The sequence below is a fragment of the Xanthomonas sp. LMG 8993 genome, from assembly GCF_009835065.2.
GTDB lineage: Bacteria > Pseudomonadota > Gammaproteobacteria > Xanthomonadales > Xanthomonadaceae > Xanthomonas > Xanthomonas arboricola.
This window is the reverse complement of the sequence record NZ_QVIF02000002.1, coordinates 425,293-451,174: the sequence shown is the minus strand read 5'-3', so window position 1 is coordinate 451,174 and position 25,882 is coordinate 425,293. Positions and strand designations below refer to the sequence as shown.

General features: G+C 68.3%; 18 protein-coding genes and 2 pseudogenes. 5 read left to right on the top strand and 15 right to left on the bottom strand.

The window, feature by feature from the left end; translation table 11 throughout:
* Positions 1-134: 134 nt before the first annotated feature.
* From DYQ94_RS05045 to DYQ94_RS05035, 3 genes are all read right to left on the bottom strand, one after another.
* Entirely contained in the window at positions 135-866 is a 732-nt protein-coding gene (locus DYQ94_RS05045; RefSeq protein ID WP_160954753.1) for a copper homeostasis protein CutC, read from the bottom strand.
* A complete protein-coding gene (locus tag DYQ94_RS05040) occupies positions 863-1,927 on the bottom strand; it encodes a glycosylasparaginase (RefSeq protein ID WP_046346022.1) in 1,065 nt (354 codons plus the stop codon). The genes DYQ94_RS05045 and DYQ94_RS05040 overlap by 4 nt, the downstream gene beginning before the upstream one ends.
* A gap of 590 nt (positions 1,928-2,517) precedes the next feature.
* Positions 2,518-2,781 carry a hypothetical protein gene (locus DYQ94_RS05035; protein WP_237474913.1) on the bottom strand — a complete coding sequence of 88 codons (264 nt, stop codon included), beginning with the start codon at positions 2,779-2,781 and terminating at the stop codon, positions 2,518-2,520.
* A gap of 61 nt (positions 2,782-2,842) precedes the next feature.
* On the opposite strand from DYQ94_RS05035, the gene DYQ94_RS05030 reads away from it, so the two are divergent.
* The 3 genes from DYQ94_RS05030 (at position 2,843) to DYQ94_RS05020 (ending at position 6,599) form a co-directional block, all read left to right on the top strand.
* Complete coding sequence (locus tag DYQ94_RS05030; protein ID WP_237474914.1) at positions 2,843-4,327, top strand: vWA domain-containing protein; 1,485 nt, start codon at positions 2,843-2,845, stop codon at positions 4,325-4,327.
* 29 nt (positions 4,328-4,356) lie between these two features.
* On the top strand, positions 4,357-4,929 hold the full coding sequence (locus tag DYQ94_RS05025) for a sigma-70 family RNA polymerase sigma factor (protein ID WP_024940204.1): 573 nt from the start codon (positions 4,357-4,359) through the stop codon (positions 4,927-4,929).
* Positions 4,930-6,137: 1,208 nt separating this feature from the next.
* Positions 6,138-6,599 carry a hypothetical protein gene (locus DYQ94_RS05020; protein WP_146009950.1) on the top strand — a complete coding sequence of 154 codons (462 nt, stop codon included), beginning with the start codon at positions 6,138-6,140 and terminating at the stop codon, positions 6,597-6,599.
* A gap of 45 nt (positions 6,600-6,644) precedes the next feature.
* On the opposite strand, the gene DYQ94_RS05015 is transcribed toward DYQ94_RS05020, so the two are convergent.
* From DYQ94_RS05015 to pilG, 9 genes and pseudogenes are all read right to left on the bottom strand, one after another.
* Positions 6,645-7,217: a GNAT family N-acetyltransferase gene (locus tag DYQ94_RS05015; RefSeq protein WP_102580834.1), complete on the bottom strand. Its 573-nt coding sequence runs from the start codon at positions 7,215-7,217 to the stop codon at positions 6,645-6,647.
* 235 nt (positions 7,218-7,452) lie between these two features.
* Positions 7,453-7,929: a chemotaxis protein CheW gene (locus DYQ94_RS05010; RefSeq protein ID WP_024940325.1), complete on the bottom strand. Its 477-nt coding sequence runs from the start codon at positions 7,927-7,929 to the stop codon at positions 7,453-7,455.
* Positions 7,930-7,964: 35 nt separating this feature from the next.
* A complete protein-coding gene (locus DYQ94_RS05005; protein ID WP_102251500.1) occupies positions 7,965-9,152 on the bottom strand; it encodes a chemotaxis protein CheB in 1,188 nt (395 codons plus the stop codon).
* Positions 9,153-9,159: 7 nt separating this feature from the next.
* Positions 9,160-11,568 (bottom strand): annotated as a pseudogene (locus DYQ94_RS05000) (hybrid sensor histidine kinase/response regulator); the annotation flags it as partial.
* Between the two features lie 252 nt (positions 11,569-11,820).
* A pseudogene (locus tag DYQ94_RS04995) lies at positions 11,821-16,446 on the bottom strand (Hpt domain-containing protein); the annotation flags it as partial.
* A 113-nt stretch (positions 16,447-16,559) separates the two neighbouring features.
* Positions 16,560-18,596, bottom strand: a complete 2,037-nt coding sequence (locus DYQ94_RS04990) for a methyl-accepting chemotaxis protein (protein ID WP_016904289.1) — start codon at positions 18,594-18,596, stop codon at positions 16,560-16,562.
* Between the two features lie 39 nt (positions 18,597-18,635).
* Positions 18,636-19,166, bottom strand: coding sequence for a chemotaxis protein CheW (locus DYQ94_RS04985; protein WP_003482487.1), 531 nt, complete (start codon positions 19,164-19,166; stop codon positions 18,636-18,638).
* A complete protein-coding gene (locus tag DYQ94_RS04980; RefSeq protein WP_024940328.1) occupies positions 19,166-19,528 on the bottom strand; it encodes a response regulator in 363 nt (120 codons plus the stop codon). Before DYQ94_RS04980 ends, DYQ94_RS04985 begins: the two co-directional genes overlap by 1 nt.
* A 17-nt stretch (positions 19,529-19,545) precedes the next feature.
* Positions 19,546-19,947, bottom strand: a complete 402-nt coding sequence (gene pilG, locus DYQ94_RS04975; RefSeq protein WP_024711139.1) for a twitching motility response regulator PilG — start codon at positions 19,945-19,947, stop codon at positions 19,546-19,548.
* 238 nt (positions 19,948-20,185) lie between these two features.
* Here pilG and gshB point away from each other — a divergent pair, with 238 nt between their 5' ends.
* Positions 20,186-21,136, top strand: coding sequence for a glutathione synthase (gene gshB / locus DYQ94_RS04970; protein WP_102256063.1), 951 nt, complete (start codon positions 20,186-20,188; stop codon positions 21,134-21,136).
* Positions 21,133-22,008 carry an energy transducer TonB family protein gene (locus DYQ94_RS04965; protein WP_065032655.1) on the top strand — a complete coding sequence of 292 codons (876 nt, stop codon included), beginning with the start codon at positions 21,133-21,135 and terminating at the stop codon, positions 22,006-22,008. Before gshB ends, DYQ94_RS04965 begins: the two co-directional genes overlap by 4 nt.
* An 85-nt stretch (positions 22,009-22,093) precedes the next feature.
* Here the strand turns inward: DYQ94_RS04965 and DYQ94_RS04960 are convergent, their stop codons facing one another.
* Genes DYQ94_RS04960 through yoaA form a run of 3 tightly spaced genes read right to left on the bottom strand, consistent with a single transcriptional unit; the run spans position 22,094 to position 25,760 of the window.
* Positions 22,094-23,008 carry an ADP-ribosylglycohydrolase family protein gene (locus DYQ94_RS04960; protein WP_160954756.1) on the bottom strand — a complete coding sequence of 305 codons (915 nt, stop codon included), beginning with the start codon at positions 23,006-23,008 and terminating at the stop codon, positions 22,094-22,096.
* On the bottom strand, positions 23,005-23,724 hold the full coding sequence (gene tsaB, locus DYQ94_RS04955) for a tRNA (adenosine(37)-N6)-threonylcarbamoyltransferase complex dimerization subunit type 1 TsaB (protein ID WP_160954757.1): 720 nt from the start codon (positions 23,722-23,724) through the stop codon (positions 23,005-23,007). The genes DYQ94_RS04960 and tsaB overlap by 4 nt, the downstream gene beginning before the upstream one ends.
* Positions 23,725-23,753: 29 nt before the next feature.
* Positions 23,754-25,760 carry a DNA repair helicase YoaA gene (yoaA, locus tag DYQ94_RS04950; RefSeq protein WP_024940333.1) on the bottom strand — a complete coding sequence of 669 codons (2,007 nt, stop codon included), beginning with the start codon at positions 25,758-25,760 and terminating at the stop codon, positions 23,754-23,756.
* Between the last annotated feature and the right edge of the window lie 122 nt (positions 25,761-25,882).

Here is a 25,882-nt window from a genome sequence, read left to right as displayed (position 1 = left end):
CCTGGGATGGTGGCGGGCAAGGGCCCGGCAGCCAAGCTACAGCTCACATGCCACGTCTTCGCTTCACCTAAATTGCCCCGCCCCAGCGTGCAAAAAGGTCCAGCTCACGTGCTCCACAATCGGCACACAGCGCCTCACAGCTCTTGCAACACCCCCACGATCTGCCGCACACGCGCCACATCGGTACGCTGGTAGTCGCCGCCCAGATCGGTGATATACGCGTGCGGCGCATGCACCTGCGCCGCAACCGGCCCACGTGAGGAAGCATGGAATTCGCGCGCGCCGGTGTTGGCGCGCAGCGCACGCACATTGCTTTCGGACACGCCCGCACCCGGCATGATGCTGATGCGGTCGCCCGCCTGCCGCACCAATGCGGCAATGGTGTCGACACCTTCAAGCGCGCTCGCACGCGCACCGGAGGTCAGCACGCGCTCGCAGCCCAGCGTGATTGCATCTTCCAGCGCGCGCGACGGATCGGCACTGACGTCGATCGCACGATGAAAGGTCACGCCCAGCGAACCGGCTGCGGCGATCAACACCCGCATCGTGCCCATGTCGACCTGCCCGTGCGGATCCAGCGCGCCCAGCACCACGCCATCGCAGCCCAGCCGCACGCATTGCTCCACATCGCGCCGCATCACCTCGACCTCCGCCGCGTCGAAAACGAAGTCGCCCACGCGCGGACGGATCAATACGTATAGCGGAATCTGCAATCGCTCACGCACCACCGCCAGCGTGCCGAGGGATGGCGTCAGCCCGCCGCCATCCAGGCCCCCGCAGAGTTCGACCCGCATCGCACCGCCTTCCTGCGCCGCCAATGCCGACCCCACCGAATCGGCGGCCACTTCCAGCCCCAACGCACTCATGCTGCAGGCTCGGTGGTGTAGTGGCTTTCGCCGGGCACCAGCAGATCCTGCCGCTGCGCATCGCAGACCGCGTAACTGAAACCCTTCTGGATCGCGAACGCGCCCACCTCGCCGCGCTTGTTCATCGCCAGAAATCCTACCTGCAAGGTGCGGGTGAGTTCGGGCTTGCGCCGGATCAGCCGCATCACCACCTCGCGGCAGGCATCGGCCGGCGATTTGCCCTGGCGCATCATTTCCACCACCGCAAAACTGCCGACATTGCGTATCACCTCTTCGCCGACGCCGGTCGAGGTCGCACCGCCCACCTCGTTGTCCACGTACAGGCCCGCTCCAATGATCGGGCTATCGCCAACCCGGCCGTGCATCTTCCACGCCATGCCGCTGGTGGTGCACGCGCCGGACAGGTTGCCGTGCGCATCCAGCGCCAGCATGCCGATGGTGTCGTGATTGTCCTTGCCGCCTGGCAGCTTCGCATCGCGCCAGGCGCGGTTTTCGATATTGGCTTCCGGCGAATACTTCGAGGTCTTCAACCACTCTTTCCACGCCGCTTCCGAGCTGGGCGTGAGCAGCTTGGTCTGCGGAAATCCCTGCTCCAGCGCGAACTGCCGCGCGCCATCGCCGACCAGCATCACATGCGGGGTTTTTTCCATCACCGCGCGCGCCACCGAAATCGCATGCACCACATCTTCCAGCGCCGCCACCGAGCCGCAATTGCCCAGGTGATCCATGATGCAGGCGTCCAGCGTCACCCGGCCGTCGCGGTCCGGATAGCCGCCCAGCCCCACGGTGGGATTGCTCGGATCCGCTTCGGGCACGCGCACGCCGGCTTCCACCGCATCCAGTGCGATACCGCCGCTGCCAAGGATTTTCCAGGCCGCCTGATTGGCGGCAATGCCGAAATCCCAGGTGGAAATCACCCGCGCCGCGCCGCGCGGCAGCGCGGTAACGCGTCCGGCCGTGCCGGCACCGGCGGCCGCCTGCGCACGTGCGCCCCACCCGGCCAGGCCGGAAGCGATCGCACCAAGCGTGGCGCTCTTGAGGAAGTGACGACGTTGGATCATCCGGGCGAACTCCATGCAGGAAGAAGACAGGCAACCGCACTGCGCGGCCACAGCCTTCCATCATGCGGCAGCACCGCGCGCGGATAAACCGCCTTGCGGCGCCCAGCAGTGCGGATTCGCGCATAACGCGCAGCACTCACTGTAAAGCCCCTCTCCCACAGCGGCGAGAAGGCACGGCTTACGCGCCACTGGCGCGCGTGCCTTGGAGCGCCCGCGCTGCTGGCGCGGGCCGGGACGCAGAGCGGAGGTCGGGGTGAGGGTACGGGGCGAACGGCACCGCCCTGCACCGCCGTGCCCTCATCCGGCGCTAGGCGCCACCTCCTTCCAATGGGAGAAGGGAAGCATCAAGCCCCTCTCCAACGGGAGAGGGGTTGGGGTGAGGGTACGAGGCAAGTGATGCCCATCGCCCAACCCTCCCCAGCGGGCACTGCACCGCAGCACTCAGCAGCGATCGAAAAAAATCTTCACCCCAGTTAACCCCGTTTGCCGCACTGGCCCGTTTAGTCAACAGAGGCGCAGTGCACGGCGACCTCGGGCTGTCCGTTGTTCACCCATCCCTCTTCGCCACGCAAAGGATTCCCCATGCCCCGTCACAGCCTTCTTGCGCTCGCCTTGCTGCTGAGCGCCTGCTCGCACGAGCCGACCGAACCGAACAGCGACAGCTCGCGCGCCACCGTGCTACCTGCCACCGCGCAGCCATCGCCACCCACCGCTTCGACACCCGCGCAGATCGAGGGCAGTCTCGCAGCGCCTGTCCCCGCCCACCCCATGCAGCCGCCGTCTGTGCCGAGTCCAGCACCGGCACCATCGCCATCCGCGATGCCGATGCCGATGCCGATGCCAGCAGCGCCCATCGCACTTGAGGCCTCCGTTGCACAGCGGGCGCCAAGCGCCAAGTGGGCCGCACCACGCCCAATGCTCGACAACCGCATGCCGATGCCGCTGGTCCTGCCGGCGCCGGCCGAAGACCGCGAAACCTATCAAACGCTGCGCGACAACCCGATCGTGCAAACCGCGGCGAATCCGGTGTCCACCTTCAGCATCGACGTGGACACCGGCAGCTACAGCAATGTGCGGCGCTTCCTGAGCGCAGGCACGCTGCCGCCGGTGGACGCCGTGCGTGTGGAAGAGCTGATCAACTACTTCCGCTACGACGACCCCGCACCCACCAACGGCCAACCGTTCGCCGTGCGCACCGAACTGGCGCCCACGCCCTGGAACAACGACAGCTTGCTGCTGCGCGTCGGCATTGCCGGCCGCGACATCGCCACCGCCGATCTGCCGCCGGCCAACCTGGTGTTTCTGGTCGATGTCTCCGGCTCGATGGACTCGCCCGACAAACTGCCGCTGCTGCAATCCTCGCTCAAGCTGCTGGTGCGGCAGTTGCGGGCGAAAGATCGCATCACCCTGGTGACCTATGCCGGCAACACCGCAGTCGTGCTGCCGCCCACGCCCGGCGACCAGCAGGGCCGCATCATCGAAGCCATCGACAGCCTGCAATCGGCCGGATCCACCGCCGGCGCCAGCGGCATCGAACTGGCCTACAGGGCTGCCCAGCAAGCCTATCTGCGCGGCGGCATCAACCGCATCCTGCTCGCCACCGATGGCGACTTCAATGTCGGGGTCACCGACTTCGATCAGCTCAAGGGCATGGTCGCCGAAAAGCGGCGCTCCGGCGTGGCGCTGTCCACGCTCGGCTTCGGCACCGGCAATTACAACGACACGCTGATGGAACAGCTGGCCGATGCCGGCGACGGTGCCTACGCCTACATCGACTCGTCGCTGGAAGCACGCAAGGTACTGACCCATGAGCTCGGCGCCACGCTGGCCACGATCGCGCGCGACGTCAAGATCCAGGTCGAATTCAATCCGGACACGGTCAAGGAATATCGCCTGATCGGCTATGAAAACCGCGCACTGCAACGCGAGGACTTCAACAACGACCAGGTCGATGCAGGCGAGATCGGCGCCGGCCACACCGTCACCGCGCTGTATGAAATCACCCCGACCGATGGCCACGCATCGGTGGACCCCCTGCGTTATGCCAACACCGCCACACCTCGAAAAGTGCGTGCAATCGACAACGAACTGGCGCACGTCAAACTGCGCTACAAGCTGCCCGATGCACAACGCAGCCAGTTGCTCGACACGGTGGTCCGCAGCAATCAGCGCCGGGCCTTGAACGCCACCAGCGATGCCTTCCGCTTTTCCGCCGCAGTGGCCGGGTTCGGTCAGCGCCTGCGTGGCGGCACTCAGCTGCACGGCTGGGATTATCCGCAGGTACGTGCCCTGGCCGCGGCCAGCCTGGGCAGCGACCGCTTCGGCTACCGCGCCGATTTCCTGCAGATGGTGCAGCAGGCCGACGCACTGAGTAGCCGGCCAATCGCAACCACCGACTGATGCGCGCGGCACCTGCCTATACTGCGCGCATGCAACCTGCCGACCTTGCGCATCTTCCCGACGAGGAGCTCATGCTCCTTGTCGCCAATGGCTTTGTCGAACAGCCGGCCACCGAGTTGTTCACGCGTCACAACCGCGCGCTGTTCAACTTCCTGGCCTGGTTGTGCGAAGGCAACCTGAGCGAAGCCGAAGACCTCGCGCAGAAGACCTGGGTCAAGCTGATGACCCGCTGCAGCGACTACCGCCCCGGGCAGGCCGCCTTCACCAGTTTTCTGTTCCAGATCGCGCGCAACGGCTGGATCGACACTCGCCGCAGCGCCTCTCACAGCACCTCGGTGGCGCTGGACGACGCGCATCTGCAGCTGCCCGATGACGATCTGTCGACCGAGCAGTTGGCCATGCTCGGCCAGCAACACCATCGCGTGCGCGCTGCGGTGATGGCATTGCCCGACGCACAACGCGAGGTGGTGGTGCTGCGCTTTTTTGCCGAGCTCGGCGTCGAAGAAATCGCCCAGGTGATCGGCGAAGGTTTCGAGACCGTCAAGAGCCGGCTGCGCTATGCATTCGCAAAGTTGCGCCTGAGCCTGGACGCGACCCGATGAGCCAGTCCTTCGATCGGTTTGTCGCCGGCAGCGATGGCCTTGCCGCACTGCTGCGTGCACTGCCGGCGCATACGCCGCCAGCGTCGATGCAGGCGTGGTTCGCACAGGCCGCACGCAACGCCGATGCCGAACGTGCGGCAGTGCATCCACCGCAGGACACCTTGCAGTTCGAAGCACCCGCCACGATGGCGGCGATGTTTGCGGCGGCCGCCGCGCAGGCGGAGCAGGCGCAGGCCGTACGGCGTGCTGCCGTGCAGGCGCGTCTGGCACAGGGCCAACCTATCGATCAGGCCGGGACGACGAACCTGGGCGAGTCCGCGCGTGCGTGGATTGCCGCGCAACCGCTACACGCCGATATGGCAGAGCTGCGTCCGACCGCAGACGTGGCCGCAGCATCAGCTGCGTCGCTGGCTACGGCGGCACCGGCATCTGCGGAGGAGGCCGGAGCTGCATCTGGAGTCGCATCGCGCGCGCTTCCTGCGCCCGACTTTGCGTCCACATCCGCATCCACCTCCCATGCGGCGCAGGCGCAGGCGCAGGCGCAGGCATCAGCAAACACAGCAAGCTCAAACCCCGCCCCTGCCGGCAACCCAGCCGCCCGCCGGCGCAGCAGCCGTCGCCCGCGCTGGATGCCGACGCTGGCCTTCGCTGCATCGCTCACCCTGGTGGTCGGCATCGGATTGCAGTGGCAGGCCGGTCAGCCCTCTGCGGAAGCGCCGGCAGCAGCTGCAGTCGGGACGGCAGTCGTCGAACCGTCGACAGTTCACCCAGCCAGGCGCGCGCCTGAGCAGGTCGATCCCGGCGCAGGCCATGCGTTGGTTTTGCCCGCAGTGCCGGCACCTGCGGATGCCGAAGTCCCCGAAACCGCAGCGCGCCCGAGCGCGGCAGCGCCCTCCCCGCCGCCAGCGCCGTCAGCCCTGCCATCGCCCGCCTTGGCCCCGGAACCAGTCAGTGCAGCGGCGCCTGTAGCGCCTGCGCCTTCAGTCGACTCCGCACTCGCCGCCGAACCCACGCCAGGCACTGACCTGCAATCTGCCGACGCGCAGCCATCTGCGGCGCCTGCGCCAGCTCCGGCTCCAATCGCCGCACTCCGCGAGGATGCGTCGGCAAGTGGCTCGCTCGCAGCCAGTGCCCGGCGCAGCGCGCCTGCAGCACTTGCCCCCATCCCGCCCTCGCCAGCACCGGCATCACTGCCGGCCCCACCGCCGTTGACCGAGCAGGCGCAGATCGTCATCAGCGCAACAGACGGCACGCTGCAATCACGCGCGCCTGGCGCAGGCCAGCCTGCACCGCTGCGTGTGCTCCATGCGCCGTTGGCGCAGACGGACGCCGCCCGCGCAACACCGCCAACCAGCCAACCAGCCTTCAGCACCACGGCGGTTGACGCCGGGATGTCTCGAGCAAAATCTGCCCCGGTGCGCATCGCGCCGATTACGCGCGCCATGTCGCCGGCCGACTGGCTTGCGCGCCACGCCGCCGCTGACGATCCCGCGCCGGCTCGGATCCGCATCCTGGCCGCCACACCCGATGCACCCGAGGTGCAGGACTGGGCCAACCGACTGCGCGAGCGCCTCCGGCAACGCGGCTGGTCAACACAGGTGGAGGTCTTGCAGGATGCAGGGCTCGAAGCCGACCAGCTGCGTGTCGAGCCGCTGACCGCCACCCCCTAGGTCACCGCACATCGGGCATCGCTGTACCCGCCTGTGCAACCGGGCTCACGCACCCGCCGCCGGATCGTCGCCGCGCAACCTGCTGGTCAACACATGGTCGCGCCAGACGCCGTTCAATTGCAGGTAACGGCGCGCATAGCCTTCGATCTGGAAGCCCAGCCGCTGCAGCACGCGCGCACTGCGCAGGTTGTCGGGGACGTATTGCGCCATCACCCGATGCAGGCCAAGCGGGCCGAACGCAAACCCGATGCCCTGCGTGGCCGCCCACTGAATCAGGCCGCGCCCCTGCTGCTGCGCATCCAGGCCATACCCGAGATGACAGCCCTGGAAGGCACCGCGCTGGATCTGGGTGAAGCCGACCGTGCCGATCACCTGCGCATCGCGCAGCAACACCAGTTGCAACTCGCGCTCGCCCGGCACCGCGGTGCGGTAGGCGATGCTCAGCCGGCGCCAGCCCTCGGTGGTGTAGAACGCTGGTGGCCGCAGCGGCATCGCCGCGGCCAGATGCGCGCGATTACGGCTGTGGTAATCGGCCATCGCGGCCGGATCGACGATGGCCAGATCGCACAGCAGCACACCGTCGGCGTGCTCGACCGGCGCGAAGACGGGAAGACTCATGACAGCCGCGGGCGCGCCTTGCGCGCGGCGTGCGAGTTGTGTGGAGCAGGCTGACACATACGGATCACGCCCCCGCAAACGGTTGCCCTACGGCAGCAAGACATCCCAGCCATCTGCCGTGTCGGCATGCACTGCACGCAGCAAGGCGGCGCTCGTCCGGGCAGCGCAGCGCCTACCCGATCCTCATCTCGACACTGCCCGCAACCGGGCAGCGTCGTCGCCCGGCAATGGCGCTTTAGGCGGCGACCGCCGCAAGCGCCTGCGCAACCTGTGCCTCGATCGCATCCAGGTTCGGCAGCAATGCGCTCTGCTCGCCCAGCAGCACGCGCATGTGCACGCCGTCGGGCAGCGCATCTTCAGAGGCATCGGCCAGCAGGCCGTCGCGCGGCACCGAGATCAGCTGCGGGAACGAGGCGGTGAGCAAGGCGAAATACGGCAGCACCGGATTGCCGCCCAGCGCCTTGAGCACGATCACCTTGTTGTTGACCGCCGTAGGCTCCTCGCCCATGCCGCTCAAGCGCGCGAACGACAGCAGCGGCACCTTCCAGCCGTACCAGTCGATGCGCCCGACCACCCAGCGCGGCATCTCGGCCATCGGCTCGACCGCCACCCGCGACATCACCTCGGCCACCGTGGCGTTGGGCAGCAGCACGCGCTCCTGGCCGGCCTGGATCAGGACGCCGCGGATTTCGTCATTGTTGGCGTAGCTCATCGCACCTGTTCCGTTCTTGAGAGGAAGCGCCCGGCTTATGCCGGCCAGCGCTGCGCCAACGCCTGCGCCAGCTGCGCAGGGTCGCCGGTCAGAATGCCCTGGCGCGCCAGACGCGCCGCCGCGGCCGGGTCGTAACAGCCGTCGGCGGATTGACCGGCCAGCCAGCCGCCCTGCTCGGCCAGCGCCAGCGCGGCCTCGACCAGCGCCTCGTTGGCACCGCTGAGCATCAGCACCGCACTGTCGGTCGGCGGCAACGCGGCCACCAGCCCGGCCGGATCGGCCTGCGCGACAAACGCCAGCGCGCCGGCATGTTGCTGCACGCCGATGTCGTCGGACAGCACGTAGACCTTGCCCGCTGCGATCACCTGGCCGGCTTCGCCCAGTTCGACCGGCAACGCCGACACGCGTCCCATCTGCCGCACCAGGTTGCCGTACTGGCCGCCATCCAGGGTCATGCGCACCAGCACGGCGCGCGGAAACTCCGGCGGCAGCGCGGACAGCAGGCGACGGATCGCATCCGGGCCGCCGATACCGGCCAGTACCAGCACAGCACCGGTGGTGTCACCGGCCTGATCCAGCTCCACCAGCGACAGTCCGCCGGTCGACAACGCGTCCATGTTCAATTCGGCACGCGGGCGCACCACCACCGCGACCTCGTCGACCAGGCCCCAGGTACTGGAATCGCCCAGCGTCAGGCCCGGCGTGTCGGCCGCAGCTGCGGCCTCGGACGTGTCCGCGTCACGTGCGAACAAAGCATCGCCGGGCACGCTGTCGAACGCATGCGCGGCTGCCTGCAGATGCTGGTCCAGCTGCAGGTCCGAATGCTGCCGCGGCGCCAGTTCCAGGCCCGGTTCGGGCTGCAGCGACGGCTCGCTCTCGGTGCCTGGCGGCAGTACGTCGGCATGGCCATGCAGCTTGGCGGCCAGATGGCGCACCCAGCGCTGCGCTTCCCAGCCCTCGCGGCGCACGGTCAGCTCGGCCTCGTCGAAGATCACCGTGACGCCGGGCATGTTGAAGGCCGGCTCCAGCGCTTCGAGCGCGTCTTCGATCGACGGCTCCAGCGCGACCAGCACCGCCACCGGCTCGGCATCGCGCAGCATCTGCACGTCTACCGCGGAGGGCTCGTCTTCCAGCACCACGTGGGCGCCGGCCAGGCCGAGCGCTTCACGCAGGCGCTCGCGCGCCTGCCCGGGCCGGCCCAGCAGGGCGACCGGAGTTCCCATTGCGCCATTATTCTCGGACACGGGCGATCCCCAGCAGGTCATACACGTTTCGCATCAGATCCAACTCTTGGTAAGGCTTGCCCAGGTAACGTTGCACGCCGATCTCGAAGGCGCGCTGGCGATGCTTCTCGCCGCTGCGCGAGGTGATCATCACGATCGGCACCGCCTTGAAGCGCGGGTCGGCACGCATCGCGGTCGCCAGCTCGTAGCCGTCCATGCGCGGCATTTCGATGTCCAGCAGCATCAGGTCGGGCACGCGCTCCTGCAGCAGTTCCAGTGCCTCGACACCATCGCGTGCGGTGGTGACATCCAGATTGTGGCGTTCCAGCACGCGGCTGGTGACCTTGCGCATGGTCAGCGAATCGTCCACCACCATCACCAACGGCACCTGGCGCTGCGATTCGGCCGGGGTTTCCGGCGCCGGACGCGCCGGCTGGCTGAGATAGCGGCGCACCAGCGGGGCCACGTCCAGGATCACCACCACGCGGCCATCGCCGGTGATGGTGGCGCCGTAGATACCCGGCACCGAAGCGATCTGCAGGCCCACCGGCTTGACCACGATTTCGCGGTTGCCCAGCACCTGATCGATCGCCACCGCCGCGCGCAGGTCGCCCGCACGCACCAGCAGCAACGGCACCTGTGCCTGACCATCGGCACGCGCGGCGGCCTGGCCGACCAGCGAGCCAAGATCGTGCAGCACGTACTCCTCGCCGGCGTAGTGGTAGCCGCCCTCGCCCGACTCGTAACGGCTGCGCGAGATGCGGCCGATACCACTGACCGACGCCACCGGCACCGCGAAGGTGGTATCGCCGATGCGCACGAACACCGCCTGGGTGACCGCCAGCGTCTGTGGCAGGCGCAGGGTGAAGGTGACGCCCTGGCCGCGCACCGAGTGGATGTCCACCGAGCCGCCGAGCTGACGCACTTCGTTGCGGACCACGTCCATGCCCACGCCACGGCCGGCCAGCTGGCTGACCTGCTCGGAGGTGCTGAAACCGGAGGCGAAGATCAGCCCATCCAGTTCGGCCTCGCTGAGTTCCTGGCCGGGTTCGATCAGGCCGCGCTGCTCGCCGCGGCGACGGATCGCCTCGCGGTCCAGCCCGGCGCCGTCGTCGGCCACTTCCAGCACGATTTCCGAGCCTTCACGGCGCAGACGGATCGCGATGCTGCCCTCTTCCGGCTTGCCCGCGTCGCGCCGTTGCTCCGGCGCCTCCAGGCCATGCGCCACCGAGTTGCGCAGCATGTGTTCCAGCGGCGCGACCATGCGGTCGAGCACGTTGCGATCGAGCTCGCCCTGGGTACCTTCCAGCAGCAGATGCACCTGCTTGCCGGTATCGGTGGCGGCCTGGCGGACCACACGGCGCAGACGCGGCACCAGGCCGTCGAACGGCACCATGCGCGCACGCATCAGGCCGTCCTGCAGCTCGGAGCTGACGCGCGACTGCTGTTGCAGCAGGCCGTCGTATTGGCGCGAGAGATCTTCCAGCACGCCCTGCAGACCGCCCAAGTCGGCGGCCGATTCGTTCAGCGCGCGGCTGAGCTGCTGCAGGGTGGAGAAGCGGTCCAGTTCCAACGGATCGAAGGTGCGATCGCCCTGATCCTGCTCGCGCTGATAACGCGCCACGATCTGCGCTTCGGTTTCCAGATCCAGACGACGCAACTGGTCGCGCAGACGGGCGTTGGTGCGATCCAGTTCGCCCATGGCGCCGCGGAAGGCGCCCATCTGCTGTTCCAGCCGCGAGCGGTAGATCGCCACTTCGCCGGCGTGATTGACCAGGCGGTCGAGCAGGTCGGCACGCACGCGCACCTGTTCCTGCTGCGCGCGCGGCAGCAGTTCTTCCTCGACCTGGCCGTCGACCGGGATGGGCGCCGACAGCGGTGCCGGTTCCACCGACGCCTTGGCGATCGCACGCACATCGGCGTCGCTGGGCTCTGCGGCATTGCGGCCACGGGTACGGGTTTCGAAGGCTTCCACCAGGTCGGTCGGCATCGCCACGGCGCGGTGCATGCCGGTGCGGGTCAACAGCTGATGCAGGCGGTCGAAGCCGCGCTCGAACAGGCGCACGTCGTCGCGGTCGATGTCGGTCCGGTTGGCCGCCACCGCTTCGAGCAGCGATTCGATCGCATGGCCGAGGTCGCCGATGGCGTTGATGCCGGCCATGCGCGCGCCGCCCTTGAGCGTGTGCAGGTCGCGCTGCAGTCCGTTGAGGACCTCGCGGTCTTCCGGCACTTCGCGCATGCGGGCGATCAAACCATCGCAATGGTCGAGCAGGTCGCGGCCTTCCTCGACGAAGATGTCGACCAGTTCGCCATCGAGCTGGTCGAAGTTGAGCGGGCCGGTATCGAAGGCTGCGCCCACGTCGCTGGCGGCGCTATCGGCCGCTGCGGCGTCTTCCACCGGCGCGCTGAAGGCCACGGCTGCGACGGCGTCGTGTTCGCTTGCGGAATCGGTAGATTCGACTTGCTCTGCGTGTCCGACCTGTTCGGCGTGCTCGGGATACTCGACTTGTCCGGTGTATTCGCCTTGCTCGGGATGCTCGACAGCATCCGTTGCGTTGGCAGCCTCGAGCGTCGCGTCTGCGTCTGCGTCTGCGTCTGCGTCTGGATGCTGCGCGTGAACCTCGGCATCGGCATGGGTGTCCGCCTCGGCGTCAGCAACGACGTCCGAATGCAGCTCCGGCGCAATGTCCGACTGCGGATCACCGGTCTCTTCGACCTGATCGGCCACCTGCGCCATCTCGAAGGCTTGCACCGATTCGATGGTGTGTTCGGGTAGCGCTTCCGCAGCCGGCTGTACGTCCGCAGCGTGGTCTGCGTCTGCGGCCCGTTCCACCGCTGCAGTCTGTTCTGTCTCTGTCGCCTGCTCTGCTTCAGCCTGCTCTGCTGCTGGAGTCTGCTCTGCTTCTGCAGCGCGCTCAGCTTCCGCAACGTGCTCGACTCCGTCGGCATGCGCGTGCGCGTCCAGGTGTTCCTGCTCGTCCGAATCGCCGTGCGCTTCCGATTGCGCAGCCTCGTTCGTATGCACAGGTTCCTGCAGGTGCACCTGCTCGCCCGACAGCGCATGTTCTTCGGAAAACGGATGCTCGCCCAACTGCGCGGTGTCTTGCACCTGCAACTGGTCGCCAAGCTGCGCGTCGGCATCCTGCGGCAACGCGGCATCGCTGTGCTGCGCTGCCTCGTCGGCGGGCGGCTGCGCGTGCGCACCGATAGCCTCGTCGTGCGGGGTGGACACGTGGTCGCCCTGCCCGGTCGACTCGCCGTCCAGCGCCGCGCTGTCTGGCGTCCCGTCTTCGCCGGTCGCCGCATGCGTGTGGTCGGCCAGCGGGGCCTGCGCATGCACCGCTTCCAATGCCTCGATGGTCTCGACAGGCGCTTCGTCCGTGGACGCCGCGTCATCGCTCAATGCAGCGTCGGCATCCTGCGCGCTTGCCTGGCCCTCGCGCTGCTCGAGCTTCTCGTGCTCAGCAGCGTGCTCGCCCGGCGACTGCTGCTCGGCCTCTGCACGCTCGGCAGCAAGCTCCCCGGCTTCGGGTGCGGCGAGCGTCTGCGCATCGCCCAATGCGGCTTCCGCGTCGGACAACTCGTCCACTGCCACGTGCTCGCCAGCTTCCGGCACGTCGCCTGCATGCGCATGCGACGCCGCCTCGACATGGCCGGCCTGCTGCAATCCGGTCGCATCCCAGGCATCGGCGTCGACCACCGGCTCATCGGCCGGCGTGTCGTGCGCATCGACGCCAGGCGACTCGGCTTCGGCTTCGTGCTGGTGCTGGGCAGCATCGCCATGCGACGCCTCGGCGAGCTGCTCCGCTCCCGCATCGGAGGCGACTGCATCCCCGGCCGGGGCCTGCGCAGTCTCGACCGAATCAGCAACCTGCTCCTGCTCCAGCGCAGCAACCTCAGCCGTCTGCGTCTGTTCGTGCGGTGCCGGTGCGTCCAGCGCAAGCGACGAGGTGTCTTCGGCCTCGGCCTCGGCCAGCTCGTCCACCGCGATCGGTGCGTCGGCATCGGCGTGCGCATCGGCATCCGCTGCGTCATCGGCGGCATGCACGGGCGCGCTGTGATCGCTCGTATCCGACGGCAGCCCGCTGGCGTCCAGATACTGCGACAGATCCTGCGCGCCGGTCAGCTCGACCGCCGACTCGCTGCTGACCGCCATCTCGCCCGGCGCATCCAGATCTTCCAGCTCGTCCAGGAACGCCTGCGGTGGCCACTGCGCTTCCGGCAGCGTCTCCACCAGCGCGCGCAGGCGTTCGCTCAACGGCGCAAACGACGGAATCAACGGCGCATCGGCGCGCAAGGCGGTCACGGTGGTGGCGATTGCCGACGCCGTTGCGGCAATGGCGTCGATGCCCTCCCGCGAGGGGAGCAGCGACGCGGCAAGCAGACGCTTGACGTAGCTCTCGGCCGGCGTCGTCACCAGCGTGATTTCCGGCACGTCGGTCATCGCAAACGCGCCACTCATGGTGTGCACCGCGCGCAGCAATTCTTCGCTCGCCAGCTGCGGCTCGGCCTGGTTGGCCTGCAGCCATGCGTTGACGGTTTCCAGGTGGGTGGCGACTTCGGCTTCCAGGATCTCGCGCAGCACGCTGTCCACCGAGGCCGGTGTGCCACCGGTCGCCGCGAACACGCCTGCCGCTGCCGGAATGAAGGCGACATCCGCGGCCACCGGCGTTGCCGGCGCGGCCACGTAATAGACTTCTTCGCCCGCGGCCACGCGCTCGGCAACTGCCTGGATGTCCGGCAGATCGGCGCTGATGCGGCCCTGGTCGCGCAATGCGGCGTTGAACTGCGGCAGCACTTCGTAGGCCAGCTCGACCATCGCCACCACCGCCGGGCTGGCCGGCCGCGAGTTGTCGAGCACGCGGTTGAGCATGCTCTCGATCTTCCAGCTGAACTCGCCGAGCACCTGCGCGCCGACCAGGCGACCGCTGCCCTTCAAGGTGTGGAAGACGCGGCGGATCGGGCGCAGGTTGTCCTGGCTGTGTGGCGCGGCACGCCAGACCGGCAGCAGCTGACCCAGATTGACCAGCTCTTCGTCGAATTCCTCCAGGAATACGTCGCGGATGTCGTCGTCGATATCGCTGTCGCCAAAGCCGCCGAAGATGCCGGCATCCGCACCGGCCTGGGCCGGTTCGCTCACTGTCGGCTCGGGCGCTGCCTTCGCAGTCTGACTGTCGGCATCGGTCGTGTGCTGTACCTGCGGACGCTGCACATCGAACTGCGCGGCGGCCGCGTCGAGCTGGGCCAAAAACGCCGTCGATGCGGCGTCCAGTTCGAACTCGCTGACCACCGCCTGCTGCACGCGCGGTGCGCTCTGCTCGGCGGCGTCGTCGGCCGGGGCTGGCTGCGGTTCGGGCGCGGAGTCGACGAACGGGTCGTCCAGCTCTTGCGGCGCCACGGGTGGCAGCGGCGGTGGCGAAAACGCATCCTCGATGCTGGTCTGCGCGCGGCCGGTCTGGGCCTGTGCGATGAAGTCCAGCGGTGCCTCGCTCTGGTCGGCATCGCCCGGCAACTCGATCTGCTCGATCTGCAGCGGCGCCGGTTCGGCAACCGCCGGCGTGGCGCTGTCGTCCTGCTCCAGCGCACTCAGATCCACGGTGTAGCTGACCTGCGCGGCATCGGCCGACACGCTGCCGTCCTGCTCGGCCAACACCGGGTCGAACACCGAGGTGGCGATCGGTGCGGCGTGCTCGGTGGTTTCCAGCTGCCAGTCGCCGGGCGCCTGCGCGCCATCGTCGGACAGGTCCAGCGGCGCAACCGTAAACGGCACGTGCGCCTGGCCGGAGACGGTTTCCTCGGCGGCGACCGGGTCGAACGAAAACACCGTGTCGGTAGCGGCAGCGCCGGTGTCGTGCACCACGCTGGCGGCGAACGGCGCCTCGACCACGGTTTCGTTGGCCCATTCAAGCGACGGCGTCGGCGCAGCGTCGTTGGCCGCCAGCGCCGGGGCAGCGGCCTGATGCGCGAGCGATGCGGCGAGCTGCTCGGCCACGCTGCCCGGCTGGTCGGCACCGACCGGCAGGTCGGACGGCTGGCCCGAGGGCAGCGGCCAGTAGCGCAGCGTTTCCAGGCTGTTGCGGGTGATGTCCAGGATTTCCTCGCGGCCGGGACGGCGCTCGCGCAGGGCTTCCAGGTAGTACTCCAGGCTGGCCATCGCATCGGCCAGGGTGTCCAGCTGGCGCCCGCTGGGCACGCGCTGCTTGCCGATCAGTTCCAGATCGACATAGCGGCGCACGCCTTCCAGGTAATCGGCCGCCTGCGGCAGCTCGAGGATGCGCAGCGCACCGCCGACTTCGCCGAGCAGATGCGGCACGTCGGCCAGGCGGGCGTGGTCCCAGTTGGTCTCGATGAAGGCGACGAAATGCTCGCGCGCCGCACCGAAATTGGCGATCGCTTCCTGTGCCAGCACGTCCACCGTGCGCCGCACTTCCGAGGAGGTGGCGCTGTTGCTGGCTTCATTGCCGTCGCCGACATCGGCGCCCAGGCTAGCGACCTGGTCATCCAGCGAGGCATCGACATACAGCAGCGCGCCGGCGATATCCAGCAGCACGCCTTCGTCCATCTGCACCTGGCCGTCGACCACGCGCGCCAGCGCATCGCGCTGCTGCACGACCACATTGCGCGCCACGCCCAGGCCCATCATGCCCAGGGTGTCGGCAACGCTGCCGAGATCCTTGACCTGGGTCTGCAGCTCGGCGATCTCGCCGCCGGTACGCAGGTGCAGGTCCAGCGCGTCCTTGACGCGCAGCAATTCTTCCTTGACCGCGTTGCCGACGGTGTCGAGCAACTCGCGATTGCGCCCGCTCAGGCTGCCGCGCGCGTGATCCAGCTCGGCCTCGGTGGCGACGCCGGCCTGCGGATCGAACGCGAACAGCACGCTTTCGCTCAGACCGGGTTGACCACGCGTGGCACGGATTTCGTTGAGCAGCGGCAGCAGCACGATCGGAATGTCGCGGTGACCGTTCTGCAGACGCTCCAGGTAATCGGGCAGCAGCACGGTGCCGCGCATCAGCATGGCGCAGGCTTCGTCGCGGTCGGCCACCTCGCCGACCTGCACCGCCTGGGCCAGCAGCTCGAGTTCTTCGGCCACCATCGCCGGGGCGTACAGCTCCACCATGCGCAAGGTGCCCTGCACCTGGTGCAGATAGCCGGCGCAGAAGCGCATCCGACTGGTGTCGGACGGTTCTTCGGCAAAGTACTCGATCTCGTTGCGCGCCTGGCGCAACGTCTCGTCCAGCTCCGGCTTGACCCAGCCCAGCGCGGCGTGACTCATCGCATCGCGAAGCGCACTCATTGCAGCCCCCTGCCTAAGGCCGGGGTACCGCCGAGGCGGCCACCGGTCTGTTCCTGCATCGACGTAACGCTACTACGCGCCATCTGCTGATCCTTTCCCGTTCCGCGTCGTGCTCACGCCGGCAGCTTGAAGTCGGCGACCGAACGGCGCAGATCGGCAGCGAGCTGAGCCAGGTTGCCGATCGACTCGGCCGTCTGCTCCGCACCCTGCGATGTCTGGCTGGTGATCTGACGGATCACGCCCATGGTCTGTGTGATATCCGTCGCTGCGGCCGACTGCTGGTGCGCGGCGATGGAGATGTTCTTGATCAGGTTGTTCAAGGCGTTGGACACGCGCTCGATTTCGGTCAGCGCGGTGCCGGCGTCTTCGGCCAGGCGTGCACCGGACACCACTTCGGAGGTGGTCTGCTCCATCGAGCTGACCGCCTCGTTGGTATCGGCCTGAATGGTCTGCACCAGGCCTTCGATCCGCCGGGTCGCGCCGGAGGTGCGTTCGGCCAGGCGCTGCACTTCGTCGGCCACCACCGCGAAACCGCGACCGGCCTCGCCCGCCGAGGCGGCCTGCACCGCGGCGTTGAGCGCCAGGATGTTGGTCTGCTCGGAAATGTCGTTGATCAGTTCCACGATCGAGCCGATCTCCTGCGAGGATTCGCCCAGGCGCTTGATGCGCTTGGAGGTTTCCTGGATCTGGTCGCGGATCTGGTCCATGCCCTGGATGGTCTCGCGCACCACGCCGGCACCTTCGGCGGCGATCACCACCGAGCGCTGCGCCACTTCGGCCGACTCGGTGGAGTTGCGCGACACCTGTTCGATGCTGGCGGCGATTTCGCTGATGCGCTCGGAGGCGGTGGTGATCTGGTTGGCCTGCTGGCCGGCGGCGTCGGCCAGCTGCATCGCGGTGGCCTGGGTTTCCTGGGTCGACACGGCGACCTTGGCCGAGGTGTCGTTGATCGTGGTCACCAGGTGGCGCAGCTCATCCACGGCGTAGTTGATGGCGTCTGCAATCGCGCCGGTCATGTCCTCGGTCACCGAGGCCTTGACGGTCAGGTCGCCCTCACCGAGCGAGCTGATTTCGTCCAGCAGCCGCATGATCGCCTGCTGGTTGCGGCTGTTGAATTCCACCTGCGCCTGGTAACGCACGTCCTGCTCGCGCGAGCGTACCCGCACCGAGCTCCAGACAAAGCCAATGATCGCCAGCAGCGCCAGCAGGCCGGACACCACGCCCAGCCAGAAGTTCGGAAACAGGCGCGTGTCGCGCACCGAGCCGAACGCCGAGAACGCATCGAACAGCTTCTTGCTGTCGTCCAGCATCTTGTTCGAGCCGGCGGTCAGCGCGGCGGCCGAGGACTGCGCGGCGAACAGGTTGCGCGAGCTGGCCAGGATGGCGTCGACGTCCTTCTTCATCGTCGCCCACTGCGCCTGCGACTGCTCCAGCGCCGACAACGCGGCCGGGTTGCGCACCGCGGCGATGCCCAGTTCGTCGTTGCCCGCGCGCAGGCCTTCGAGCATCTGCGTGAACACCACCGAGTCGCGTGCCAGCGCATCGCCGGAGGCGGCGGCATTGGCGCCACCGGCGCGCATTTCGGTCACCCGGCGCGCCATGGTGCCGGCGACCACGACCTGCTGCAGCGTGTTGTAGATCTGCGAGGCGGGCGCGCCGCTGACCGTCATCGCGCGCACCACTTCGTTCAACTGCGCCTGCAGCTGCGGCACGCTGCCGGAGAAGCGTTCGGCGTTGCCGGACAGACCGAGCACCGCCGGTTCGCTGGCGATGACCTGATCGGCGTTCTTGCTCAGCGGCACCCAGGTTGCCTTGAGCTGTGCCATCGAGCTGGCGACCGAGCCTTCCTGGCCGTAGCGGCCATCCAGTTCGCTGACCGTGCTGTCGATGCGCGCCTTGGTCTCCTTGAACGCGGCAAACGCCTTGGGGTCACCGGAGACCGCTTCGCGGCCCTGGTTGGCCAGCTGCTGCGACAGCACCTGCAGATCGGCCGCGCCGGTGCCGGCACCGGCCAGGCGACTGCCCTGCCAGGTGGCGACGCCGGTATTGGCGCCGAACACGATCATCGACAACACCAGCAAACCAAGCCAGAAGCTGGTGCTGACGCTGCCGAGCTTGTTGGTCTTGCGGGCGTCCGGGGCGGTACTCATGGTTCGACCTCGATCTGTATGACGTGGCGGGGTCGCGGCTTAGGCCGCGGCCTGCCGGAATTCAGGAGTGCGCGACAGCAACGCCAGGGAGAACACACCCCAGTCCTGCGTCTCGTTGCGGAAGGCACGGTCGATGAAGTGGGCATAGCGGCCTTGCGCCAACTCGCCGGGTTCGACCGCCTGGACCTGCTCGAAGCTACGCTGGCCGTACAGCTCGTCGATGGTCAGCGCGACGTCGCCGCCGCTCTGGCGCATGATCAGCACGCGCTGGCCTTCCTGCAGCACCGTCCGCCGGCCCTCCAGGAACTGCTTCAGATCGATCACCGGGAACAGGTTGCCGCGCAGGTTGCCCACGCCCAGCAGCCAGGGCTGTGCGCCCGGCACCGGAGTGACCGGCGGCATCGGCACGATTTCCGCGACTTCGCGGAAATCCGAGACCAGCCGCCGGGTGCCGACGCGATAGCCGACGCCGCGCCAGATGTCGGCCGAGAACTGGCGTTCCGGCAGCGGCGTAGCGTGCGCAAGACTACGACGCTCGTAGTCTTCGAGAATGTCGAATGGAGAACGCATCAACGCACCAGTTGTTTGATGCGGGCGATCAGATCGTCTTCGCGCGGCGGCTTGACGATGTAGTCGCTGGCACCTTGCCGCAAACCCCAGGCCTTGTCGGTTTCCATGCCCTTGGTGCTGACCAGCAGCACGGGGATGTCCTTGGTGGCCTGGTCGCGCGCCAATGCACGCGTTGCCTGGAAACCGCTCATGCCGGGCAGCACCACGTCCATCAGCACCAGATCGGGCGCCTGGCTGCGAATCAGCGCAAGTCCCTCTTCGGCATTGTCGGTGGCGACGACCGTATGGCCTGCTTTTTCCAGCCATTGACTGAAGACTGCCCTGTCGGTGGGCGAGTCCTCGATCAATATAATTCGAGCCATGTTGCCTTTCCCCCTGGTCAGGCGTGGACGTACGTGCGAATCGCGCTCAGTAGTTCTTCACGGGTGAACGGCTTGGTCAGATATTGCTCGGAGCCGACGATGCGGCCGCGTGCCTTGTCGAACAGGCCGTCCTTGGACGACAACATGATCACCGGCGTCGACTTGAAGAGCTGGTTGCCCTTGATCAACGCGCATGTCTGGTACCCATCCAGACGCGGCATCATGATGTCGACAAAAATGATCTGAGGTTGCTGGTCGGCAATCTTGGCCAGTGCCTCGAAACCATCGGTCGCTGTCACTACTTCACAGCCTTCCCGCTTCAGCAGCGTTTCGGCGGTGCGGCGAATGGTCTTCGAATCATCGATCACCATCACCTTCAGTCCTGCGAGTTCCCCACCCGCAGCAATGTTTTCAGTCATGCAAATATCCCCGGACGCGCGACGCTTCTTCCCTGCCGGCGTCGCTACGAAACTGCATGTATATCCCAAGACCCGCATTGACTGTCAAGGGTACGTTGCCGGGGGCCCGCCAGGCGGACGTTCCGACCGTGTGCAGCTGCGGGCCGAGCGGCAAGTCGCGCATTCACGACCGGCCGGGCGCGCCATCGCCACCGCTTGAAGTTACCATCGGCAGCCTGTTCTAAAGGTTTAGCTCCCCATGTCGCTCGACGTCGTCGTGGTGATGGATCCCATCGCCTTCATCAAGATCGCCAAAGACACCACCTTCGCCATGTTGCTGGAAGCGCAGCGGCGTGGTCACCGCCTGCAGTATGTGCGTCCGGGCGGACTCAGCCTGCGCGAGGGACGCGCGGTGGCACAGGTCGCACCCCTGAGCGTGCGCGAGGACAAGGCCGGCTGGTTCACCCTGGGCGAGTTCGCCGAACTGGAATTCGGCCCCGGCCAGGTGGTGCTGATGCGCAAGGACCCGCCGGTGGATGCGGAGTTCGTCTACGACACCCAGGTCCTGAGCGTGGCCCAGCGCGCCGGCGCGCAGGTGGTCAACGACCCGCAGGGCCTGCGCGACTACAACGAGAAACTGGCCGCATTGCTGTTTCCGCAGTGCTGCCCGCCGACCCTGGTCAGCCGCGACTCCGCCGCGCTCAAGGCGTTCGTGCTCGAACATGGCCAAGCCGTGCTCAAGCCGCTGGACGGCATGGGCGGGCGTTCGATCTTCCGCAGCGGCACCGGCGACCCCAACCTCAACGTGATCCTGGAAACGCTGACCGACGGCAATCGCAAGCTGACCCTGGCGCAGCGCTTCATCCCCGACATCAGCGCCGGCGACAAGCGCATCCTGCTGGTCGATGGCGAGCCGGTGGACTACTGCCTGGCACGGATTCCGCAGGGCGACGAATTCCGCGGCAACCTGGCCGCCGGCGGACGTGGCGAAGGCCGGCCGCTGTCCGAGCGCGACCGCTGGATCGCCGCGCAGGTGGGCCCGGAAATGCGCCGCCGCGGCATGCGTTTCGTCGGCCTGGACGTGATCGGCGATTACCTGACCGAGGTCAACGTCACCAGCCCCACCTGCGTGCGCGAGCTGGATGCGCAGTTCGGCCTGAACATCGCCGGGCTGCTGTTCGACGCGATCGAGGCCGGCGCGGCGCAATGAGCGCGGCCGCGGCACTGCCGGCTCCCATGGACGAGCGCCGCCGGCTGACCGCGACGCTGGTGATCTCGCTGCTGCTGCACGGCGTGCTGATCCTGGGCGTGGGGTTTGCGGTCAGCGAGGACGCACCGCTGGTGCCGACGCTGGATGTGATCTTCAGCCAGACCAGCACCCCGCTGACGCCCAGGCAGGCCGATTTCCTGGCACAGGCCAACCAGCAGGGCGGCGGCAATCACGCCACCGCGCAACGCCCGCGCGACAGCCAGCCCGGGGTGGTGCCGCAGGACCGCAGCGGGCTGGCACCGCAGGCGCAGCGTGCGACCACGCTGCAGGCGCCGGAGCCGACCCAGACCCGCGTGGTGGCCAGCCGCCGCGGCGAGCAGGCCGTGCCCACCCCGCAGCCGAATCCGCAGACCGACCTGCCCTCGCCCACCGATGCGCAACGCGTGCAGCGCGACGCGGAAATGGCCCGGCTCGCCGCCGAGGTGCATCTGCGCTCGGAGCAATATGCCAAGCGCCCCAATCGCAAGTTCGTCTCGGCCAGTACCCGCGAATACGCCTACGCCAACTACCTGCGTGCGTGGGTGGACCGCGCCGAGCGCGTCGGCAATCTCAATTACCCGGACGAGGCGCGCCGGCGCCGACTCGGCGGCAAGGTGGTGATCAGCGTGGGCGTGCGCCGCGACGGCAGCGTGGAAAGCAGCCGCGTGCTGGTCTCCAGCGGCACCCCGGCGCTCGATGCGGCAGCGCTGCGGGTGGTGCAGCTGGCGCAGCCGTTCCCGCCACTGCCCAGGACCAAGGACGACGTGGATATCCTGCAGGTCACGCGCACCTGGCTGTTCCTGCCCGGCGGCGAGCTGCACGACGATCGTTGAGCCGTCGCGCGTCCCGACAGGGACGCGTCTTTCTGCGGCATGCCTTCCCGGCGGCCCGCGTTGCCCAGTGCGTTGCGGGCGGCCTTTATGCGGCCTGCGCGGCTGCGTACAGCCGGTCGGCCAGCTCGACGATCGCGTCCGCATCCTGCACGCGCGCGCGCCAGGCGGCGGGAATCCCGTCGATGCCATGGAATGCACCGGCCAGCTGACCGCAGATGGCCGCGGTGGTGTCGGCATCGTCGCCCAGGTTGGCCGCACGCAGCACCGCATCGGCGAACGTGTCGGTGGTGGCGAAGCACCAGAGTGCCGCCGACAGCGCATCGACCACATAGCCAGTGCCGCGGATCCGGGCGGCGGGAACTGCCGCATGGTCGCGCACCGACAACGCACGCAGCGCCGGTGTCGACAGCCCTTCGCAGCGGGTCTGCAACACCTGCTGGCGCTGGCCACCGAGCAACGCGGCACGCAACTGGAAGGCGAACAGCCGGCAGGCATCCAGCGCTTCGTCGGCGGCATGCGTGGTGCGCGAACTGTCGGCGGCGCGCTCGCCCAGCTCGGCGGGGCGATGCGCGTAGTACATCGCCACCGGCGCCAGCCGCATCAGCGAGCCATTGCCGGCCGAGCGCGGATCGGTGCTGCCGCTGAAGGCCGGGCCGCCATCCAGATAGCGCTCCAGTGCCTGCCGCACGGTCGCGCCGATATCGAAGCAGCTGCCGGTGCTGCTGAGATAGCCGTGCTGGTACCAGTTGCAATAGCGGTTCATCTGGTCGGCGGCGTCGAAGCCCTGCCGATACAGCAGGCTGTGCGCCAGGCACAAGGCCATCGAGGTGTCGTCGGTCCACTGGCCGGCGCGCAGCGCGAACGGGCCGCCGCCGCGCATGTCGTCGATCGGCGTGAAGCTGCCCGGCGTGCAGAATTCCAGCGTGGTGCCGAGCGCATCGCCCACCGCCAGGCCCAGCAGGCAGCCGCGGAAACGCGCGCGTTGCAGGTCGTCGGTCATGGCGCGGCGCCGGTGGCCTTGGCTGCGCGTGCGGCCTGCTGCTCGAGCAGGGTCAGCGCCACGTTGTCGCGCAGATACGCCGGTTCCACCCGCTCCGGCGCCACGCCTTCGCCGCGCAGCAACGCCGGCACGGCCAGCGTGAGCAGGTCGGCGGCATGCGGCAATGCGGCGGCATCGATACTGCTCAGCCGGGTCGCAAATCGTTGTTGCAGCACTGCCTCGGCAGCGGCGAACCCGCTGCCGACACCGGCAAAGCGCTGCAGCGTGTCCGGCACGACGCATTCCTGCGGTGCGCAGACCACTTCCGGCATCAGCTCCCGCAGCGTATCGCCAGCGCGCGCGAAGATGCCGGCATACACCTCGCCCATGCGCGCATCGATGCAGGCCAGCACCTGCGTCGCCTCGGCGGGCGCGCGCAGGGCCAGCACCTGCAGCGTGGACACCGCCAGCACCGGCACGTCCAGGCCCAGCGCGATGCCCTGCGCAATGCCGATCGCCAGCCGCACACCGGTGAAGGCGCCCGGGCCACGACCGACCGCAATCGCGTCGAGCTGGCGGCGCGCGATGCCGGCGTCGGCCAGCAGTTGCTCGGCCCATGGCAGCGCCAGTTCGGCATGGCGACGCGGCGCCAGTTCGAAGCGCTCCAGCACGCGGCCATCCACATGCAGTGCGACGGAACAGGCTTCGGTGGAGGTCTCGAACGCGAGGACTTTCATGGCAGGACCGCAGGCAGGAAGGAGAAAGCTCAGTCGTCGCCAAACGGCAACGCGAGCACGCCATTGTCGCCCACCGGCTCGGCGACGCCAAAGAACGCGCGCACGTCGCCGATCTCGCGGGTGCGCGCAAACGGCGGCAGCGACTGCATGAAGGTGCGGCCGTAGCCCTTGTTCACCAGCCGCGGGTCGCACAGCACCAGCACGCCACGATCGGTCTCGCTGCGGATCAGCCGGCCCACGCCCTGCTTGAGCGCAATCACCGCCTGCGGCAACTGCTCGTCGCGGAACGGGTTGCCGCCGTCGCGGCGGATCGCATCCAGGCGCGCTTCGAACACCGGGTCGTCGGGTGCGGCGAACGGCAGCTTGTCGATCACCACAACGCTCAAGGCATCGCCGACCACGTCCACGCCCTCGCGGAAGCTGGCCGAGCCCAGCAGCACGCCGTTGCCGGAAGTGCGGAAACGCTGCAGCAAGGTGGCACGCGGCGCCTCGCCCTGCACGAACAGCGGCCACGGCGCGCCGCGCAATGCGTCGGCCGCTTCGCGCAGCGCGCGATGCGAGGCGAACAGCAGGAACGCGCGGCCATTGGAGGCATCCAGCACCGGCATCAGCGCCGCGATCAGCGCCGTGCCGAATCCGCGTGCGGCAGGATCAGGCAGGTGCGGCGGCAGGTAGCACAGTGCCTGGCGCGCCCAATCGAAGGGACTGGGCTGCAGCAAGGTCACCGGATCGCTCAGGCCCAGGCGCTGCGCGATGTGGTCGAACTCGCCGCCCACCGCCAACGTGGCCGAAGTGAACACCCAGGCCGCATGCGATTTTTCGCGGTGCTCGCGCAGCGGGCCGGACACATCCAGCGGCGTGCGCTGGCAGCGGAACCCGCGCGGGCTGAGCTCGTACCACAGCACATCGTTGTCGACGGTCTCCGGCAGCTCCTGCTCGAAATCCGGCACCGGCGCGTCCTCGCCCAGCCACCGCGACAGCCGCGCCAGTGCTTCCTGCGCACGTGCACAGCAGCCATCGAACCCGGGCGAGGCCTCGCGCAACGGCAGCAGGGCCTCGCCCAGCCGCGCCAGCGACGACAGCACCGCATCGAAACCCTCGCGCACCTGCGGCTTGGCCAGCGCACGCCATTGGGTGCCGCGTGACGGCAGGCCCTCCATGCCCGCACGCAGGCCGCGCAGAGCCTCGTCCAGGGCGAGGATCGGCTCCTGCAGGCTGGCCTGCGCACCGGCAACCAGGCGCGCTTCGACCATGCAGTCGCGCGCCAGTTCCTGCCACGGCCGCATGCCGAAACTTTCCCCGAAGAAGTTCGCCGCCAGCTCCGGCAGCTGATGCGCTTCGTCGATGACGAAGGCCTGCGCGCCGGGCAGGATCTCGCCGAAGCCTTCCTGCTTGAGCGCCAGATCGGCCAGCAGCAGATGGTGGTTGACCACCACCAGATCGGCCGCCTGCGCGCGCTGGCGCGCCTGCACCACAAAACACTCGCTGTAGAACGGGCATTCGGTGCCCAGGCAGTTGTCGACGGTGGAGGTCACCAGCGGCAGCAGCGGTGAGTCGTCCGGCAGGGCTTCCAGCTCGGCCATGTCGCCGAACTGGGTACGCCCGCTCCAGGCCACGATGCGCTGGAACTGCGAGACCTGCTCGGGCGTGGCAAAGCGCGGCTCACCGCGCGCCTGCTGGGTGCGGTACTTGCACAGATAGTTCGCGCGGCCCTTCAGCAGCGCGCTGCGCAGGCCGATGCCGAGCGCGGCGCGCACGCGCGGCAGGTCGCGATGGAACAACTGGTCCTGCAATGCGCGTGTGCCGGTGGAGACGATGGTCTTCAGCCCCGACAGCAATGCCGGCACCAGGTAGGCGTAGGTCTTGCCGGTACCGGTGCCGGCTTCGGCCAGCAGCACATCGCGGGCCTCGAACGCCTCGGCAATGGCGCCGGTCAGGCGCAACTGCGCGGCACGCGGCGCGAACGCATCGAGCTGACGCGCGAGCGCCCCGCCCTCGCTGAGCGCCTCGATGCTGGCAGTGGCAAGTTGGGACATGGGACCGGAAGCTGGAGCAGGAAGCGCGACAGCCTAGCGCGTGCGCGCTGCCGCTGCCTGGATTGCGCCGGTGGGCCGGTGGCGGCACTGGCCGCGCAGCCGGCGTTTACGCGTCAGGATGC